Raw genomic sequence first — 17,185 nt, 5'->3', positions numbered from 1 at the left:
CACGTGTCTTGCTGGCCCCGGCACCTGGGGAGCGGTGCGTTTCTCGTTCTCCTGCACTGGACCTCGGGTGCGGTCGGGCAATGCTGATGCGGGAGGACTCAGGGGGGCGTGGGTCGCGTCATGTTCACTGGCGGTCGCACCGCGTGCCAGCCGGACAACGGTACGCAACGCCCGTGCGTCTTGCACGGACGACTCCCGCGCCCGAAACGTCGAGGGCGCGGGAGTGGAATACATGCGTGACCGAGACTCCATGCGCCTCGGGACGGCGCGTCAATGCGCCCTCACCACGCCGTTCGTCGCACGTGGTGAGGGTCGCGAGGACCTGTCAGGGCGCCGTGCGCGTGCGCGCGACGGCGCTGGTCAATGCGCCGTACTCGCGCCCGGTGATCACACCGGTGCTCTTGAGCCGCAGCGACAGGTCGCCGACGCAGGTGACCACGCCGCCGTGGTTGCCGCCCGACTTCTCGCAGTACTCGACGAAGTCACTGATGCGGCAGCCGCTCGCGAAGACCGTGTTGGCCACGCCGCTGTCGATCCCCCCCACGACCACGGTCGCCGAGCGGTTGGAGCCGAGGCACGCGTCGACGCCGTCGGGGACGCCGTCGCCGTCGGAGAACCAGCCGATGTCCTGGAACAGCGACAGGGTCAGGTCGACCGGCGGCTTGACCACGTGCGTCAGGTCGGCGTTGATCGCCGGCTCCATCAGCAGGTTGCGGGTGGCGCTGGTGTCGAAGTGCGATCCGGACGAACCGGACTGCACCGGGTTGGGCATGTAGAGCATCGCGCGGTTGGACGTGTCGGCGCCTGCCCGCACCGTCGGATCGACGCCGAGCGTGCCGGTCACCACGCCCTGCGCGAGCGCGGCCTTCAGGGCATTGCCGTCGCCGAGCGAGATCCGCACGGAGGGGATGGTGATGGTCGGGTCGGTGCCGCCGAGTCCGGCCGGCGGTTCGCCAGCGACGTTGTCGGCGACCAGGACCGCGATCGCTCCGGCATCCTGGGCGTTCTTGACCTTCACGGGGAACAGGCACGAGCCGCGATCCACCAGGGCGATCCGGCCGAACACGGCGTTGCTGTTGGTGATGGGCGAGCAGGCATCAGACGTGCTCGGCCCGGCGCCATCAGCCGCGTCGAGCGCCAGGACCACATCGCCGGACACGCCCGGGCTCGACAGCGCCGGCCCGAAGGCCGCCGCGCCGATCTGGAAGACCCCGAGGGTCGAGGGCGACGTCACGCGGAACAGCGGCGTGCCCAGCGACAGCACCGAGGGCACCGCATTGGTGACGTTGAGGCCGCTCCACACCACGCGACGGCCGCGCACCGCCGACGCCGCCCGTTCGGCCGCCGTCATCTGGTTCCACGTCTTGTTGACCGTGGTGTCCAGCGTGTACTGCGAGTAGACGTCGCCGAGGTTGAGCGGCGACGTACCGTTGGTCTCGGTCACGAAGTTGGCGAACCCGAGGCCGTGCCCGAACTCGTGCAGCAGCACGGTGACGAGGTTGATGGCAGTGCCGTGGTTGGTGTCGAGCCCGAGGTAGAACGGCCGGCCGCCCAGGCAGCTCGGGGCGCCCAGGTTGGAGTTGAAGATCGCGACAATGTCGTCAGCGGAGGTGCCTTCGGGCCCCGGTGCGAGGTCGGAGCCCGCCAGCTTGTTGGCGAGCGCCACGGGATACCAGATGTTCTGGATCTCGACCCCAGGCGAATTGCCGAAGATCTGGATCGCACCCGCCGCGCCGAGCACCGCCGACGTGGCAGTGCAGGTCAGCGGGTTGAACGACGCCTGCACGCGGATGGGCACCGGGCTCTGCAACTCGGCAGCCCACAGGTTCGCGGCGTGCTGGAATGCGATCAGTCGCTGCTGGCCGAGGGTCGTCCCGGTGTTGCCGCCGACCGGCGCCACCGGCGTCGGATCGTTGAACCCCTCGTTCGGCCCGTCGGTGTTGACGATGAGGATCTGGGCCGGCTGCGCCCACGACTGCGCAGGGACGGTCAGTGCGGTGGCGAGCGCGAGCGCGCCCGTGATGACGCTGGTGCGACGCATGGCTACTTCAGCTCCAGCGGCTTGACGGCCTTGGGGGCGGTGGCGGTGCGCGCGCCGTGGTCGTGACCCGGGATGGAGCACGCGAAGGCGAGCGCCCCGTCGGCCCCGACGCTGGCGGTGGCGATGTTCATGAACGTGCCCTGCAGGTCGACGCTGATCGCTCCATCGGGGTGAACGACGGGCCGGAGAGCGCTGGTGTCGGTCGAAATCATGCGCGCGACGGCGGCGATGGCGGCGAGTTCCTCGGCGGTCGGAGGCTGCGGCTGGGCGGGCGCCGGGGCAATCGTGGCGACCTGGGCCGCGGCGGCCGCGGCGGCCTGGCGCTCTCCGGCGGTGGAGTGCGCGACCTGCGCCTGCGCGGCGGCGGCCACGCCGAGACACGCAGCAAAGAGTGCGAATGTGAACAGTCGGTGCAAAGTCATCTCCTCGAGAGGGTTGACACCGCGTGTCGGCGGCACGGCCCACTGCCGCACCACCTCCACGTGGAGTACGAGCCGGACGGCGCCGATCGCATCGCGCGGCAGCGCAGTATCGGACAGGTCCTTGATCTGGCTTGAGGTTGAGCTAAGCAAGGCGCGGGCCGTTCAGCACCCTCCCCCGTTAGCGGACAAGACGCAGCGCGAAGCCAGGAAGTCAGCGCCAGGATAACCATTAGGGCTCAAAAGAGCAGCCTTGGTCGGCCATGGACTTCACCTCCAGCCGCCGAAGAGATCCTCCCAGCACGCCGCGACTTCAGCGCGCTGCTCCTCCGGAATCGAGGGTGTGAAGGGCAGCACTTCCGCCGTCGCCATGGCGTCGAGCCAGCTGGCGACCGCCCCGACGTCGCGCCCGATCACCGACGGCGACACGCGCGTCAGGTCATCGTCCGGACGGTGATGGAAGAACCGCCCGCCATCGCAGTTGACGCGGTAGTGGAACACACCGGGGATCCCCGCTGCGACGAACGGGAAGTGATCCGCGTAGGGGACGACGGCCGTGATCGTCTGGTAGCGGATGTCGGCGGCGTGCAGGTACGGACGAAACGACGCCTCGAAGTCCGGGTGCCCGTTCACGTACAGCTGCAGCCATCCCAGGTGAGAGCCGAAGCTGTCGAGGTTGTACATGCACCGGCCACGCGCCGCGATCTCCTCCCGGTGCGCGCGCACGTACGCCGCCGACCCGACCGACAGCTGCTCCTCCGCGCCGAACGAGACCAGCCGGATCGTGCGTCGGCGCGGCAATGACTGCAGCAGCCGCGCCAGTTCGAGCACGCCGACCACCCCGGATCCGTTGTCGTCGGCGCCCGGCGAGTCCGCCTGCGTGTCGTGATGCGCGCTCGCGTAGAGGATCTCCTCGGCCAGGTCCGTGCCCGGCAGGTCGATCACGACGTTCTGCGAGATGGCCGGCTGCATGCCCCCGACGACGCGACAGCGTGCCTCGGTGGCGCCCTGCACCACCCAGTGCCAGGCATCCTGATGCGCGACGTTCAGCGTCGGGACGGCGCCGATCGCCGCCGTGTACGAGGGAAACATCCCGTCGGCGCGCGGCGTGTCCCCCGCGTAGCGCGTGTCCACCATCAGCAGCACCGCGGGCTGCGCGGCGATGAGCCGCTGGTAGGCGGCGCGCGACTCGATGTGGCACCCGAGGTGGATGACGGCCTTGCCGCGCAGGTGCGAGAAGTCGTCGCGCTGGTAGTCGGTCGGCGTGAGCGTGGCGATGGCGCCGCCGACCCACGCCCCCTCGGTGCCGGGTGTGCTGCTGAACAGCGAGCACGGGAACGCGTGCCACGCGTCGCCGATGCGGACCTCGAGCTGCTCCTCGGTGACCACCCGCGAGCGCACCGGGAACTCCTCGACGGCGACCACCGCCCCGAGGCGGCGTCCGACGTCGGCGACGTAGGCGGCGGCCGCGCGCTCGCCGTCGGTGCCGGCGAGGCGGACGCCGATGTCACCGGCGAGCAGCTGAAGGTCGTGGGCGATGCGGTCGGGAGAGGCGTCCAGCATGGCGGGCACTATACCCGCGGCGCCGCCGAAATGGGCGAGGGCCTCACCTGCGCCGGCCGGCAGCCACGGAGTGCCCACGGCGCGGCCGCCGCCGACACCCCGCGTGGGCGGCGATGTCGACGGCGCGCGCGAGGGCTCCGGTCAGCGACGACTGTCGATCGCGTTGACGATGAACGTGAGGCTGCCGGTCGAGGCCGACCCGACGGCATAGACGAAGTACGCGGTGAACGGCCGCAGGCGCACCGTCGCCGGACCGAGCGCAACGGTGTCGGTGCCCGCGAGCTTGAGCGCCGCCTGCCAGTTGCCAGGCTGCAGCGGCGCGCCTGCCTGGTCGCCGTTGACCACGCCGGGAACGATCAACGCCGGAGCGGTGGGATCGCTGAGCTTGCGGCCCACGTAGACGTCCACGGCGGGCGCGGCGGCCGTGTGATGCGCGACGATGCGCGCGCGGCCCGCCCTGGTGTTGCTGACGTCGTTGACGAACTTGGACGCGGTCGGAGCGCCACCAGCGGTCAGGTGGGCGATCACGGTGGCGTTCTCTCCCGCGGCCAGAGGAATCACGGCCGGGCCGATCGCGGTGGGGCCGGTGCAGGGCTCGCCGCCCAGATTCAGCTTGATCTCGAACGTGTAGTTGCCCGGAGGCAACGACAGCGGGCCACGCACTTGCCCGAAGCGGAAGTCGGTCAACGCACACGCCCCGTTGACCGACACGTCCACGGGCAGGGCCGCCGAGAGACCGAGGTCGCCGCCGGGGATGCCGTGAACGGCGTACAGGTGAGCATTCTGCGCGGCAGCCGTGCCGGCCGAGGCGAGAACGAGGCCGGCCGTGACCAGGTTCAGGACGAAGCGATGCATGACGGAACCTCCAGTTCCGGAAGAAGGAGTCATCGACGAGTCGTGGTGACGGAACCGGCAGCGCGCGCGGCGCTCCGGATGACAGGCACACCAGCCGAACGCGCGCCGTGAGCCGGCAGGGGCTGCCCGTTCTTTCGAAGGACGCCAGTCGGCGAAACGGGGATCCGCGAGCAGGATCAGCTCATCGGCTCGCCTGATGCAGATCGAGCCCCACGGGCGCGAGCCCCTGGAGGGTGACGCCTTGTGGCAAGCTGTCGCCGATGAACCCGGCCCTGCTGATCGTGATCCTGGTCGTCCTGGTCATCGGGACGTTCGTGGTGGTGGTCCTGCGCTCGTCCCTGCGCATGCAGCGGGAAAGCCACGCCTTCCTGCACGAACTCGCGCCGCGCCTCGGTGCCAGCCTCGAGCGCGAGGATCCCGCCCGGTTGACCGGAGAACGCAACGGCCGGCGGTTCATCGTGACGCTGCGGCGCCGCAGCAGTAGCCGGTACGGGACCACCGTGGAGACGTGGATCGAGATTCCCGTCGCCACCGACATCCACCTGCAGGTGGAGCCGCAGGTATCGGACCTCGGTGCACGCATCGCCGGCGACGTGGTGCTGCACGACCCGGCCTTCGATGCCGCCTGCCTGCTGCGCACGACGGCGCCGGGCGTCGCCGAGCGTGCCCTCGACGCCGACATGCGGGCCGCGATGGCCGACGGGTGCCGGACCGGCGACCTCACGCTGCTGGTGGTCAAGGGGCAGTGGCTGCGCCTCGAACTGCGGGGCGCCCCCGATGACCCCGAGAACGAGCCGATGGTGACCCGCTACCTCGACGCGGCGCTCGCGCTCGCCGGACGCCTCGACGCGGCGGCAGCGGAGCAGGCCTAGACGGTTCGCCGCTTCACCGGCCCGGGCAGATGGCGTCGCCCTCGTTGGTGACGAGCCTGACCTCGCGCAGCACGACGCGCAGCCGCCCGGTCGTCTCGAGGACGACGGGGCGGTCGATGCGCCGCATGACGGCGCCCTGCGCGGCGAGGCACGACAGCTTCACCTTCAGCGAGCGCAGTTGCCCCGGCGCCGATGCCCGCAACTGCGACGTGACGTCGACGCGCCCGAGGCAGCCGTCGCCACACCCCATGCCGAGCGTGACCGCGGCCGTCGGCGCCTCCTCGACCGCCCAGGTGAACGCGATCGCCATGTCGCCGTTGGCCTGACGCGAGAGGTCGCGGGTGATCCCCGTGAACTCCAGCGTGCCTGCCGCTGCGCCCGACCACGTCACCTCGCGCGCGTTCTCCTGTGCGCCGACGTCCCGGGGGGACATCACGACCACACGCGCCGGACTCTCGGCGGCGCCCTCCACCGGCACGTGGCGCTCACCGGCGCTGTCGCGCAGAATCGCCCGCGCCCCACCCTGCATGCGGCCCGCGCCGAAGAACACGTCGCCCGCCGTGCTCTCGCTGACGGCGCCGTCCTCCGGCAACCTGCCGACGGCGGCGGGTCGCGCGTACGACAAGCCATAGCCGTACGCGAACAACGGGTCGGCGCCGGCATCGCCGCGGTTGAGCGTGGCCTGATCGGGCCGCTTCGGCCAGGTGCGCGCGAGCGTGCCCGTGAAGTCGAATCGCGGCCGCCCCGCCGCGTCGCCGACGAGCACGTCGGCGATGCCCCCGCCTTCCGTGCCCGGCAGCCAGGCGGCGACGAACGCGTCGCTGGCGTTGATCTCGCGGTTCACCCAGAGGGGACGCCCCGACAGGAACACCGCGACCGTCGGGATCCCCTGCGCCTTCAACGTGCGCAGCACCGACAGGTCGCGATCGTCACCGGGCTTGTAGTGCATCGTCGCGAGGTCGCCCTGGAACTCGGCGTAGGGCTCCTCGCCGAACACGACCACCGCCACGTCCGGCCGGGTCGTGACGCGGCCGTCGGCGCTGTAGGTGACCGAGCCGCCCTGCGCGCCGAGCGCGTCGCGCAGGCCCGCGAGGATCGACTGGGCACCGGGGAAGTCCTTGTTGGTGTTGCCGGTGCCCTGCCACGACAGCGTCCAGCCGCCGCAGGCCTTGCCGATGTCGTCGGCATCGCCGGCGACGAGCACGCGCGCGTTGCCGCGGATCGGCAGGACGCCGTCGTTCTTGAGCAGGACGAGCGACTTGCGGACCGCCTCGCGCGCGATGGCGCGGTGCTCGGGAGCGCCGAGCAGCTCGAGGCGACCCTCGAGTGGCCGGTCACTGCGGAACAGCCCGGCCTTGATCTTCACTCGCAGGATCCGCCGCACCGCGTCGTCGAGCCGCGCCATCGGCACCGTGCCGTCCTTCACCTGCCGTACGAGGTTGGCGTAGAGCCCCTTCCAGTCGCTCGGCACCATGTACATGTCGACGCCGGCGTTGATCGCCTGCGGGCAGTTGTCGTTGGTGCAGCCGGGCACCTGGCCGTGCGAGTTCCAGTCGTTGATGACCAACCCGGTGAACCCCATGCGGCCCTTCAGCACGTCGGTGATCAGCGACCGGTTGCCGGTGTGCTTCACGCCGTTCCAGCTCGAGAACGACATCATGACGGTGAGGATGCCGGCGTCGATGGCGGGCTTGTAGCCGGCAGCGTGGACGCGGACCAGTTCCTCCTCGGAGATGCGCGCGTCGCCCTGATCCTTGCCGCCGTCGGTGCCGCCATCGGCCAGGAAGTGCTTCGCGGTGCCGGCGATGTGCCCGGGCGCAATCGGGTCGACGCCGAGTTCCCCCTGCAGGCCGAGGGTGATCGCGCGGGCGTACGCCGCGACGATCTCGGGGTCTTCCGACCAGCCTTCGTAGCCGCGCCCCCAACGGTCGTCGCGCGGCACGGTGACGGTGGGCGCGTACGTCCAGTCGGCCCCGGTGGCGGCCATCTCGCGCGCCGTCATCTCGCCGATGCGCCGCACCAGCGCCGGATCGCGCATCGCGCCGAGGCCGACGTTGTGCGGCACGATCGTCGCGCCGACCATGTTGGCGTGCCCGTGCACGGCGTCGATCCCGAACATGATGGGGATGACGGGCCGCGAGCCCCAATACGCCTTGTTGGCGGCGCGGAACTGGCGCATCGCCTCGACCCACACGCTGGCGGGCGCCCGCTCGTCGCCGTTGGGCGACGAGTTGCCGCCGGCCTGGACCGATCCGAGCGGGTACGTCTTCAGGTCCTCGGGCTTGATCGCGGAGAGGTCGGCCTGGATCACCTGCCCGACCTTCTCCTCGACCGAAAGGCCGGCCAGCAGCGCCGACACGCGCGCCTCGGTCGCGGCGTCGGTCAGCACCCCCGGGGACTTCGCGACCGGCCAGCGTTCAGGGTTGGCGACGCCGCCCTGCTGGCGAGCCGACACCGTGGCCAGCATGGCGAGGACGAAGAGGACGAGGACGCCGGTGGCGACCCCGTGGTGGCGATTTGCGAACGATGGACGCACGCGTGCCTGCCTGTGTGAGGGGAGGACCCGGCCAGAGCATACGCCAGCCCTCCCCCGCTCGGCAGATTCCGCCTGTCCAACGCTCCCGACTCCCGACTCCCGACTCCCGACTCCCGATTCCCGATTCCCGATTCCCTAGAACGTCAGCCTCACCCCCAACTGCACCTGCCGCGGGTCGGCGGTGCTGGTGATCGTCCCGAAGCCGTTGGCGCTCAGGTTGCCGTTCGGCGCGTTGAAGTTCGTGCGGTTCAGGAGGTTGAACGCCTCTGCCCGCACCTCGAGGTTGGTGGCCGACCCGATCGGCAGGCGGAAGCGCTTCTGCAGCGCGAAGTCGACGGTCCACTGGTTCGGACCGCGCACGCTGTTGCGGGCGGCATTGCCGAAGGGGCTCCAGGTGTCCGGGATCGACAGCGCCGTGCGATCGAAATAGCCGGTGATCGAGTCGCGATCGCCGTAGGGGTCGCCGTTGACGTTCGGCCGGTAGTTGTTGGCGCCGCGGAAGTCCTGGGTGATGCCCGACACCTGCGCGATGGCCGCCGGCGTGTACGTGAAGGTGACCGGATCGCCCGACACGAGGAAGCTGATGAAGGCCACCTGCCAGCCGCCGAGCACCGCGTCGACGAACGCCGAGGCATTGCTCATGTAGCGGCGATCGCGGCCCACCGGCACGTCCCACACCAGGCTGCTCGTCCAGTTGAACGGCTGGTTGTAGCCGGAGATCCCCCAGTCGGCGTCCGGATTGTTGAAGTCCTGGATGCCGGGCGAGTTGCCGTTGGCGTTCTCGAGCGATCCGGCGCCGTTGTCGCGGGCCCGCGACAGCGTGAGCGCGTTGACGAAGAAGAAGCCGCGGCGACGCGTCTCGGTCTTCAGCTGGAAACCCTGGTAGTCGGAGCGCCCGCCGTTCCAGGCATAGGTGATGTCGCCGAAGCCGGTGATCGGGCGACGCGCCTGCAGCGGCGTGTTCTCGCCCTGCGCGTTGGGGCGCGCCTGGTTGTAGTTGGCCAGCTGCAGCAGGCCATCGGCCCGGTTGCCGACGTAGGCGACGTCGACGATGGTGCCCGGCAGGACCTCGCGCTGCACGGACACGAACCAGCTGTCGACGCGGCTGGATCCGTAGTCGCGGGGCATGTAGGTGACGTTGGCCGCCGCCGGGTTGAACGTGCTCGGGTCGGTCCAGCCGGCGGGGAAGCCGTCCTGGTACAGGCGGAACGCGGCCGCGGTCGGGTCGTTCTGCACGGCCACGGCGTTGATCACCTGCGGCCCGTTGATCGGCAGGATGTTGGCGCCGCCGGCCCGCTGGAAGTGGACGTACGAGGTGCCGAAGCCACCGCGCGCGACGGTGGTCGGCGTGATCGACCAGGCGAAGCCGAGGCGCGGGCCGACGTTGTTGCGGTCGGGGCGGATCGTCGCGCGGTCCTCGAGTGAGCCGTCCCTGGCGGCGATCATCGACACGGTCGTCGGGTCGAAGTTCGACAGGACGTTGTCCTTCTCCCAGTGCGGCGTCGCGTACTCGTAGCGCAGGCCGAGGTTGAGCGTCAGCCGGTCGTTGACGCGGATGTCGTCCTGGACGTAGGCGAACTGCATGTTCTGCCGGATGTTGGCCACCAGGATGTTGCTGAGCGTGTACTGCGACTGGTAACCCAGCATGAAGTCCGAGAGGTTGTAGACGTTGTTGGCCGCGACGCCGGTCGGTCGGGTGAACTGGCCCGAGAAGATGTTGGTGCCGTAGAGCGGGTTGACGTCCTGCACCTGCGTGTCGATGCGCTGGAACTCGTAGCCGAACTTCAGCGACTGCCGGCCGCGGACCAGCGAGTAGTTCACCTTCGGATTCCACACCTCGGGGTACTGCCATTGCGGATTGGTCGCCTGGCGCCCGAGCGCGGTGAAGCCCGTGATGGTGAGCGTCGGCAGGCCGCCGGCGACGCGCGGGTCGGTGGGCAGGCCCGTGATGCCGTACGCGTCGAGTGCCGAGGCCGAGCCGAGCGCCGGCGGGTACTTGCCGCCCTGCGTGCTCGACCAGCCGAAGCGGAACTCCAGCAGTTGCGTGCCGCCGGGCATGTACGTGGCGCCGAGCGCGAGGGCCTTGTTGGTCACGTAGGTGTAGCCGTTGCCGGCGCCGCCCGACGGCAGGGGCAGGCCCGGCTCCTCGTAGATGTCGGTGTCGCGCCAGCCGTACCGCCCGAACAGCGACAGCGTGTCGGAGATCTTCTGATCGAGCTTGATGTTGGCCTTGTCGGTGTCGTTGGTGGCCAGCACGGTCGCGCGGTAGTTGTTGGCCGTCCCGGCGCTGGTCGGCTCCGGTAGGTCGGCGAGGATCTTGCGCGCCGCGGCGGTCATCGGCAGCGCCGTGCCGGCGGGATACACCGTGCCGGTGCGCGGGTCGCGCACCGCGACACCCAGCACCCCCTGGCGTTGCGCCAGGTCGGGAATCGAGGAGATCGCCACCGTGTAGCGGTCCTGCCGGAGTCCCTCGTAGTCGGTGAAGAAGAAGGCGCGGTTGCGCAGCACCGGACCGCCGAAGACGAAGCCGAACTGGTCGCGCGTCAGCTTCGGCTCGGTGCCGGCAGCCGGCTTGAAGAAGCCGGTGGCGTTGAGCGCCGGGTCGCGCCGGAACTCCCAGCCGGCGCCGTGGAAGCGGTTGGTGCCGCTCTTGTACGCGACGTTGATCGTGCCGCCGCCGCTGCGGCCGTACTCGGCGCTCATGTTGTTGGTCACCACGCGCATCTCGACGAGCGCGTCGGGGGGCGGCTGGATGACCTGGTTGGAGTAGCCCTGGTTGCTGGTGCCGTAGGCGTTGTTGTCGATGCCGTCGAGCAGGTAGTTGTTGTAGGTGCTGCGCAGGCCGTTGATCGTGAACGAGCCCTCTCGGCCGGTGCCCTGCGTGTTGTTGATCGAGGAGCGACGCACGCCCGGCGCCAGCTGGACGAGCGCCGAGTACTCGCGGCCGGGCAGCGGCAGGGCCACGGCCTGCTCGGCGGTCACCACCGAACTGCGTTGGCTGGAGTCCTTCTCGAGAGCGAGGCCCTGGGCTCGCACGTCGACGGCTTCGCTGACCGTGCCGACGCCGAGCGTCACGTCGACACGCTGCCGGTTGCCGATGGCCAGCGGGACGTCCTCGATCGTCGCCGGCGCGAATCCCTCGAGGGTCGCCTTCACTTCGTAGCGCCCGACCCGGAGCGTGAAGAACTCGTAGGCGCCGCTCTCGTTGGTGACGGTCACCTGCGACACGTTCGTGTCGAGGTTGCGGACGGTGACGGTCACGCCGGGCAGGACGCCGCCGCTCCTGTCCTGCACCGTGCCGGTGATGGATCCGGTCTCGAACTGCGCGAACGCAGGTGACGCCAGGCTGCACAGCAGGGCACAGCAGGCAAGCAGTCGTCTGATGGACAAGGCGAGCTCCTCGGCGAACGTGGCAGTGGTGTGGGCGGTCGCGCCGCCGTGTACGCGACGCGTGATGCTAGCGAGCGGATGTCTCGAGGGTGCGACGCGCGATGCCGGCACGTCGCACGGTCGTCATGGTGTCGATGCGGCACCGAGTGTACGCTGCGTCATGCCCTGTCGATCCTCATCAGTACGGCGAACCGTCGCGTGCCTCGCCCTGGTCGGCGCGCAGCTCATCCACGCCATGTCGGCCACCACCTCGGCAGTGCAGCCCGCATCGTCGCCTGGTGCATTCGTGATCGCGCACCGTGGGGCGTCGGCGTACGCCCCCGAGCACACGGCCGCGGCTTACGAACTCGCCATCGCGCAGGGCGCCGATTACGTCGAGCCGGACCTCGGCATCACGAAGGACGGCGTGCTCGTCTGCACGCACGACGGCGCCCTCGAGCGCACGACCGACGTGCGCGACCGGTATCCGGATCGATTCACCGTGGTGAAGACGCCGAAGGGTGAGGAGCGACACTGGCTCGTCGAGGACTTCACGCTGGCCGAGATCAAGTCGCTCGATGCCGGGTCGTGGTTCGGCCCGCGGTTCAAGGGCGAGCGCATGCTGACCTTCCAGGAGGCCATCGACCTGGTGAAGGGCAAGGCCGGGCTGTTCCCCGAGCTGAAGTTCCCCGCGCGGTTCCGGTCGAAGGGCTTCGACCCGGAGCAGCTGGTGGCCGACGCGCTCCGCAAGAACGGCCTGGTCGGCGCCACGTTCAAGGGGCGCCCTGCCGTGCACCTGCAGGTCTTCGAGGAGGACAGTGTCCGCCGACTGGCCAGGCTGCTCCCGGAAGTGCCGCGCAGTTTCCTGATCGGGACGCCGGAAGGGGTCGCGCGCTGGCTCACGCCGGCCGGACTCGCCGAGATGCGCACGTTCGCCACCGGCGTCGCGCCGGCCATCCCCATCGTCGATCGCACGCCCGAGCTCGTCGCGCAGGCTCACGCCGCTGGCCTGACGGTCGTGCCGTGGACGTTCGCGCTGCGCCCGCCCGACCTTGCCACGCCGGAGGCGCTGACGACGAAGATGCGGCGGTACGTGCAGGAACTGAAGGTGGACGGCCTGTTCACGAACAACCCGGATCTCTTCCCGCGCTGACAGACGTCGTTCGCCCTTTGCCGTTTGCCCTTTGTCCTTTGTCCTTCTGCGTGAGCCCTGAGCCCTGAGCCGTAAGCCACGCGTATCATGCCCCCGTGACCCCGTCCGTCCTGCTCTTCGACCTGGGTGGCGTGCTCGTGGACTTCGCGGGCGTCGCGGAGCTGCGGCGCCTGCTGCCCACCGAGCTGTCGGAAGCCGAGGTCGAGGCGCGCTGGAACGCCTGCGCGCCGTCGCTGGCGTTCGGCGGCGGACGCCTCGACACCGACACCTTCGTGGCCCGCTTCCGTGAGGACTGGGGCATCTCGCTCCCGCCGGAGGACTTCGTCGCCGCATACCGATCGTGGGCGCGCGGCTGGCTGCCGGGCGCCCTCGACCTGCTCGGTGACCTGCGCGGACGGTTCGTGCTGGCCGCCCTCAGCAACAACAATCCCCTGCACTGGGATCGGCTGACCCGCGAGCTCGGCCTCCTCGACGCGTTCGACCATGCCTGGGCGTCGCACGAACTCGGTGTTCGCAAGCCCGACCCGGAGATCTTCCGCCTCGCGCTGGCGCGGCTCGGTCAGCCTGCCGAGCGGGTGCTGTTCTTCGACGATGCCCCCGGCAACGTGGCGGTGGCACGGTCGCTCGGACTGCAGGCCGAGGTGGTCGACGGCCCTGCGGCGGTTCGGGCGGCGCTGGTGGCGCGCGGCCTCCTGTAGCACCGGGGTTGGCGCGCGGCACGGCCCGCCGGTATCCTCGGCGGTGCGCCGCCCCGCCCGACGTCATGCATGCCGGTACCCGGGGCCTGGCGCCGACATCCCTTTCGCACCCGCGGCCGGAGCAGACCCATGGCACAGAGCCTCTATCACGCCAGCATCGAAGGCGCGCAGCACGGCGCCAAGTCCCTCGAGCAGTTCCTCGACTACGCCAAGGCGTCGGGCGCAGCCGGGGCCCAACCCTCGAACTACATGCTGCAGGCTGCCGACGGCAGCTTCCGGAAGGCCAGCGAGATCCTCGACGCATTCGCGTCGCGCAGCCTGTCGCTCGACGGCATCTCGACACACTGCCCCGTGTGGGTGCACACGACGGCGTGGACCGGCAGCCCCACGGTGCGCCCCTTCGTGCCCGCGGACGTGGCCAGGAAGTCGCCGGCCGAGATCGAAGCCTGGGCCGAGACGTACCTGCTGCAGCTGTTCGATCTCGCCGCGGAGTTGAAGATCCGGGTGCTCCCGATGTTCTGGGGTGTCGCGTTCGGCTGGGAAGCGGCCACGGGCTATCCCTGGGGCTTCTGGCAGGGCGGCGACTACGACCTGATCAAGGAAGGCCAGGAGCGCTTCGTCAGCAAGACGGCCTCCCTGCGGAAGGCCGCCAACGAGCGCGGCATCATCCTGTGCCACGAGATCCACCCGGGCACGGCGGCGATGTGCGCCGACGACTTCAACATGCTGGTCGACATCTGCGACGGCGACGCGTGCCTCGGCGTCAACGCCGATCCGTCGCACTGCTGGGAGGGCGAGAGCTGGGAGTCGCGCTTCCTGAAGGTCGGCAAGCGCGTGTACGCCGCCCACATCAAGAACTTCGTCATCCGGCCGGGCCTGCCGCTGCGCATGATGGACGGCGACTGGCAGAAGCGCGCGATGCAGTTCGTGGACCTGCCCTCGGGCGACATCAACATGCAGCGCTACGCCGAGCTCCTGAACCACATCGGCTACCCGGCCCGCTACAAGCAGGTGATGGGTCGCGCGTCGGCGCCGCTCGTCGTCGAAGCCGAGAGCGCCCACAAGGACCTCGACTGGACCAGCGCCAACGGCATTGCCTACGTGCGCGATCACCTCACGTGGCCGGCCGCGCAGGGCTCGTTCGAGGACGGGATGGGCAGCTAGGCAAGGGACGAGGGGCACCTCGCCGTCACGTGCCTGCGAGGTGCCATCGTCCAGCCACGATCGTCAGCGACGATGAGGCCGTGATGCACATGATCAAGGCCTTCACCCTCGTCACCCTCGGCCTCGCCATCGGGGCCATGGGCTTCTACGTCGCGCAAGCCGACGACGCGCCCGGTGCCGCGGCCATGGGCCTGGTGCTCATGATCGCGGGCCTCGTGCTCGGCCTGAAGGCGGCCCGCCAACGCCTGCCGCGATGGGGCTTCCGAACCGCGCTCCTCGTCGGTGTCGGCGTCGCGGGCTTCGCCGCCGTCCTCACGCACGCCGTCTCCGTCTCGGCGGCCCTGTTCCCCCAGGCCCGGGACATCCCGTCGGCCGCAACCGCCGCACCGGCGGCCCAGCACGCCGCGGCTGTCGAGCGCGCCCGCGCCCTGGTGCGCACGGCCATGCTGGAGCAGAACCTGCCGGGCGTGTCCGTGGCGGTCGGCGCCGGCGGCGCCCTCCTGTGGGCCGAGGGGTTCGGGTGGCGCGACGTTTCGACCGAGGCGGCCGTGACGCCAGCCACGCGCTTCCACGTCGGCACGGCGGCATCGGTGCTCGCGCCAGCCGCGTCGACACTGGCCTTGCCGCACACCGGCGTCGATACGGCAGCCGACTGGAGCCCCGAGCACGTCGGCGAGGAGGAAGAGGACTTCCCGCCGCTGGCGTTGCTGCGCCACGTGGTCTGGCAGCCGCTCGGTCTCATGCGCCCGGAGTACCCGATCGCCGGCGACCGGGCGACGTTCTACGTGCCGCAATCGGGCAGCAATCCGCGGACCGGTCGTCGCCTGATGGCGATGCGCGACCTGGCGTGCTGCGCCGCCAACGGGCAGGCGTTCTCGTCGACGCCGACCGATCTGGTGCGCGTCGGGCTGTCGGCTCACCCGGGCAGGGTCGATGGGCAGCTCGCGGGCGGCACGGTGATGTCGCTGGCCTCGAGTGGGGACGGCGGCGTGGTCGTCGCGGTCACGTCCAACATCGCGCACGCCAACACACGCGCGCTGGCGCAGCGAATCGTCGAGACGTTCGCGCCGTCCGGTACGCCCCCACAGCGGTAGGGCGCGGTGTCCTCGCCGCGCCATTCGTCCGGCCCAACGTCGGGCCGGGGCGAGCAACGAGAGAGACACGGATGCCCGTCGATCGACCGTCGCCCAAGGGCGACGGCTACACCGTGAACCCGGATGTTCGAGCCGGTCGGGTCGACTACGCTCAGGGCAAGCGATGGCAGACACCGAGGCGCACGCTCCTCGTAGCGCAGAGAGTGGACCCGAGTCGGCGGCGGTGAGCCGACGTGTGTGGCGATGCGCGGGAGGATCCGGCCGAGGCGACGCCCCTTCGACTGCGCTCAGGGTAAGCGACGGCCGCACGCCGAGGCGCAAGCGTCCCGCCACGGAGAGAGCGGATTCGAGCTCGCGGGTGCGAGCCGAAGGCGAGCAGACGCGAGCCTGAAGCCTACCTGCGGGAGCCATTCTGGCCGCAGGCCAGAAATGGCTCCTCAGGTAGGATTCGAACCTACAACCCTCCGGTTAACAGCCGGATGCTCTGCCATTGAGCTACTGAGGAACTCGGGTGGGACCTCGCACGGTGGCGAGGGTGCTGCCTGCCGCGGCCGGAACCGGTCGCGACGAAGCGACAGTGTACTGCGGCCCGTCCTCGCAGGTCAACGGGCTGCGGGTCAACGGGGACGGTGCCGCAGCACGATGCCCGCCGACAGCGACCACATCGCCTCGGCGGCATTGAGTCCGCGCGTCGCTGACACGTCCAGTTGCACGTCGCGGGCGAGCCGGTAGGCCAGGCCCGCCTCGGCCAGCACCGGCGCACGCCCATCGACGTGGACCGGCCGCCAGCCGAAGTTCACGAACGGCGCCCACCGGCCAATCGACGTCCCGACGTTCAGCCCGTGCCCGCTCCGCGTGGCGGCCACCTCGCCGTCCTCGTCGTGGATGCGCGTGGCGATGTAGTTGTACGACACGCCGATCGGCCCGAAGGCCCGGTCCACGTGGACGATGCCCAGGGGATCGAGGTGCTCCGACGTGAACGCCTGCGACCCGGTCGGCACCGAGAGCAGCCCGGTCATCGCCAGCGAGATCCCGAGCGGGGTCACCGGCAACACGTAGCGCGCGCCGGCCGCGATGTCGGTGCCGTGCCAGTCGCACTTGATGACGCAGGCGGCGGCGAGTCCGGCGCTCGTGAACTCGAACTCCAGGTGGTCGGTGGCGCCGATGCGCAGCAACGGCTGCGGGCCCACACTGCCGTTCAGGCCGTCGCGGCCGTGCACCGTGGACCACCCCATCTCGATCTGCACCACGCCGCGGCCGACGACGGTGGCGGGCGCGTTGAAGCCGGGGCGATCGGTGGGCAACTCGGCGCCGGGTTCCGGCGCCTCCGGGGCAGGCGCGGCCGGCTGCGCTTGCGCGCCACTCCCCAGCGCCGCAACGAGCAGCATGGCCGGCACGAAGCAACGAAACATCGCTTGCAT

12 protein-coding genes and 1 tRNA gene are annotated in these 17,185 nt (G+C 70.4%); 5 read left to right on the top strand and 8 right to left on the bottom strand.

Translation table 11 applies throughout. The features are described 5' to 3' along the window. Nucleotides 1–325: 325 nt before the first annotated feature. The 4 genes from TBR22_RS05530 to TBR22_RS05515 form a co-directional block, all read right to left on the bottom strand. On the bottom strand, nucleotides 326–2,041 hold the full coding sequence (locus TBR22_RS05530; protein ID WP_239491961.1) for a PA domain-containing protein: 1,716 nt from the start codon (nucleotides 2,039–2,041) through the stop codon (nucleotides 326–328). A gap of 2 nt (nucleotides 2,042–2,043) precedes the next feature. After that, nucleotides 2,044–2,412, bottom strand: a complete 369-nt coding sequence (locus TBR22_RS05525; RefSeq protein WP_239491960.1) for a hypothetical protein — start codon at nucleotides 2,410–2,412, stop codon at nucleotides 2,044–2,046. Between the two features lie 318 nt (nucleotides 2,413–2,730). After that, nucleotides 2,731–4,023, bottom strand: a complete 1,293-nt coding sequence (locus TBR22_RS05520; RefSeq protein WP_239491959.1) for a M28 family metallopeptidase — start codon at nucleotides 4,021–4,023, stop codon at nucleotides 2,731–2,733. 141 nt (nucleotides 4,024–4,164) lie between these two features. After that, a complete protein-coding gene (locus tag TBR22_RS05515) occupies nucleotides 4,165–4,878 on the bottom strand; it encodes a DUF4397 domain-containing protein (RefSeq protein ID WP_239491958.1) in 714 nt (237 codons plus the stop codon). A 260-nt stretch (nucleotides 4,879–5,138) separates the two neighbouring features. On the opposite strand from TBR22_RS05515, the gene TBR22_RS05510 reads away from it, so the two are divergent. Continuing rightward, nucleotides 5,139–5,750, top strand: coding sequence for a hypothetical protein (locus TBR22_RS05510; protein WP_239491957.1), 612 nt, complete (start codon nucleotides 5,139–5,141; stop codon nucleotides 5,748–5,750). Nucleotides 5,751–5,763: 13 nt separating this feature from the next. On the opposite strand, the gene TBR22_RS05505 is transcribed toward TBR22_RS05510, so the two are convergent. Continuing rightward, nucleotides 5,764–8,217 carry an exo 1,3/1,4-beta-D-glucan glucohydrolase gene (locus TBR22_RS05505; protein ID WP_370651488.1) on the bottom strand — a complete coding sequence of 818 codons (2,454 nt, stop codon included), beginning with the start codon at nucleotides 8,215–8,217 and terminating at the stop codon, nucleotides 5,764–5,766. 204 nt (nucleotides 8,218–8,421) lie between these two features. After that, nucleotides 8,422–11,676, bottom strand: a complete 3,255-nt coding sequence (locus TBR22_RS05500; protein WP_239491955.1) for a TonB-dependent receptor — start codon at nucleotides 11,674–11,676, stop codon at nucleotides 8,422–8,424. 235 nt (nucleotides 11,677–11,911) lie between these two features. Between TBR22_RS05500 and TBR22_RS05495 the strand changes: the two genes are divergently transcribed. From TBR22_RS05495 to TBR22_RS05480, 4 genes are all read left to right on the top strand, one after another. Then, the gene (locus tag TBR22_RS05495; RefSeq protein WP_239491954.1) at nucleotides 11,912–12,808 is read left to right on the top strand and encodes a glycerophosphodiester phosphodiesterase family protein; all 897 of its coding nucleotides are present in this window, start codon (nucleotides 11,912–11,914) and stop codon (nucleotides 12,806–12,808) included. A 95-nt stretch (nucleotides 12,809–12,903) separates the two neighbouring features. After that, nucleotides 12,904–13,506: an HAD family hydrolase gene (locus tag TBR22_RS05490; RefSeq protein ID WP_239491953.1), complete on the top strand. Its 603-nt coding sequence runs from the start codon at nucleotides 12,904–12,906 to the stop codon at nucleotides 13,504–13,506. 129 nt (nucleotides 13,507–13,635) lie between these two features. Beyond that, complete coding sequence (locus tag TBR22_RS05485; protein ID WP_239491952.1) at nucleotides 13,636–14,670, top strand: sugar phosphate isomerase/epimerase; 1,035 nt, start codon at nucleotides 13,636–13,638, stop codon at nucleotides 14,668–14,670. 83 nt (nucleotides 14,671–14,753) lie between these two features. After that, nucleotides 14,754–15,764 (top strand): beta-lactamase family protein, encoded by a 1,011-nt coding sequence (locus TBR22_RS05480; RefSeq protein WP_239491951.1) that lies wholly within the window; start codon nucleotides 14,754–14,756, stop codon nucleotides 15,762–15,764. 430 nt (nucleotides 15,765–16,194) lie between these two features. Here TBR22_RS05480 and TBR22_RS05475 read toward each other — a convergent pair. Together TBR22_RS05475 and TBR22_RS05470 are read right to left on the bottom strand one after the other, a co-directional pair. Further along, nucleotides 16,195–16,269: transfer RNA gene (locus TBR22_RS05475), tRNA-Asn, on the bottom strand. Nucleotides 16,270–16,381: 112 nt separating this feature from the next. Continuing rightward, nucleotides 16,382–17,185 carry a transporter gene (locus TBR22_RS05470; protein WP_239491950.1) on the bottom strand — a complete coding sequence of 268 codons (804 nt, stop codon included), beginning with the start codon at nucleotides 17,183–17,185 and terminating at the stop codon, nucleotides 16,382–16,384.

It is taken from the genome of Luteitalea sp. TBR-22, assembly GCF_016865485.1.
Classification (GTDB): Bacteria; Acidobacteriota; Vicinamibacteria; order Vicinamibacterales; family Vicinamibacteraceae; genus Luteitalea.
This window is presented reverse-complemented; position numbering and strand designations above follow the sequence as displayed.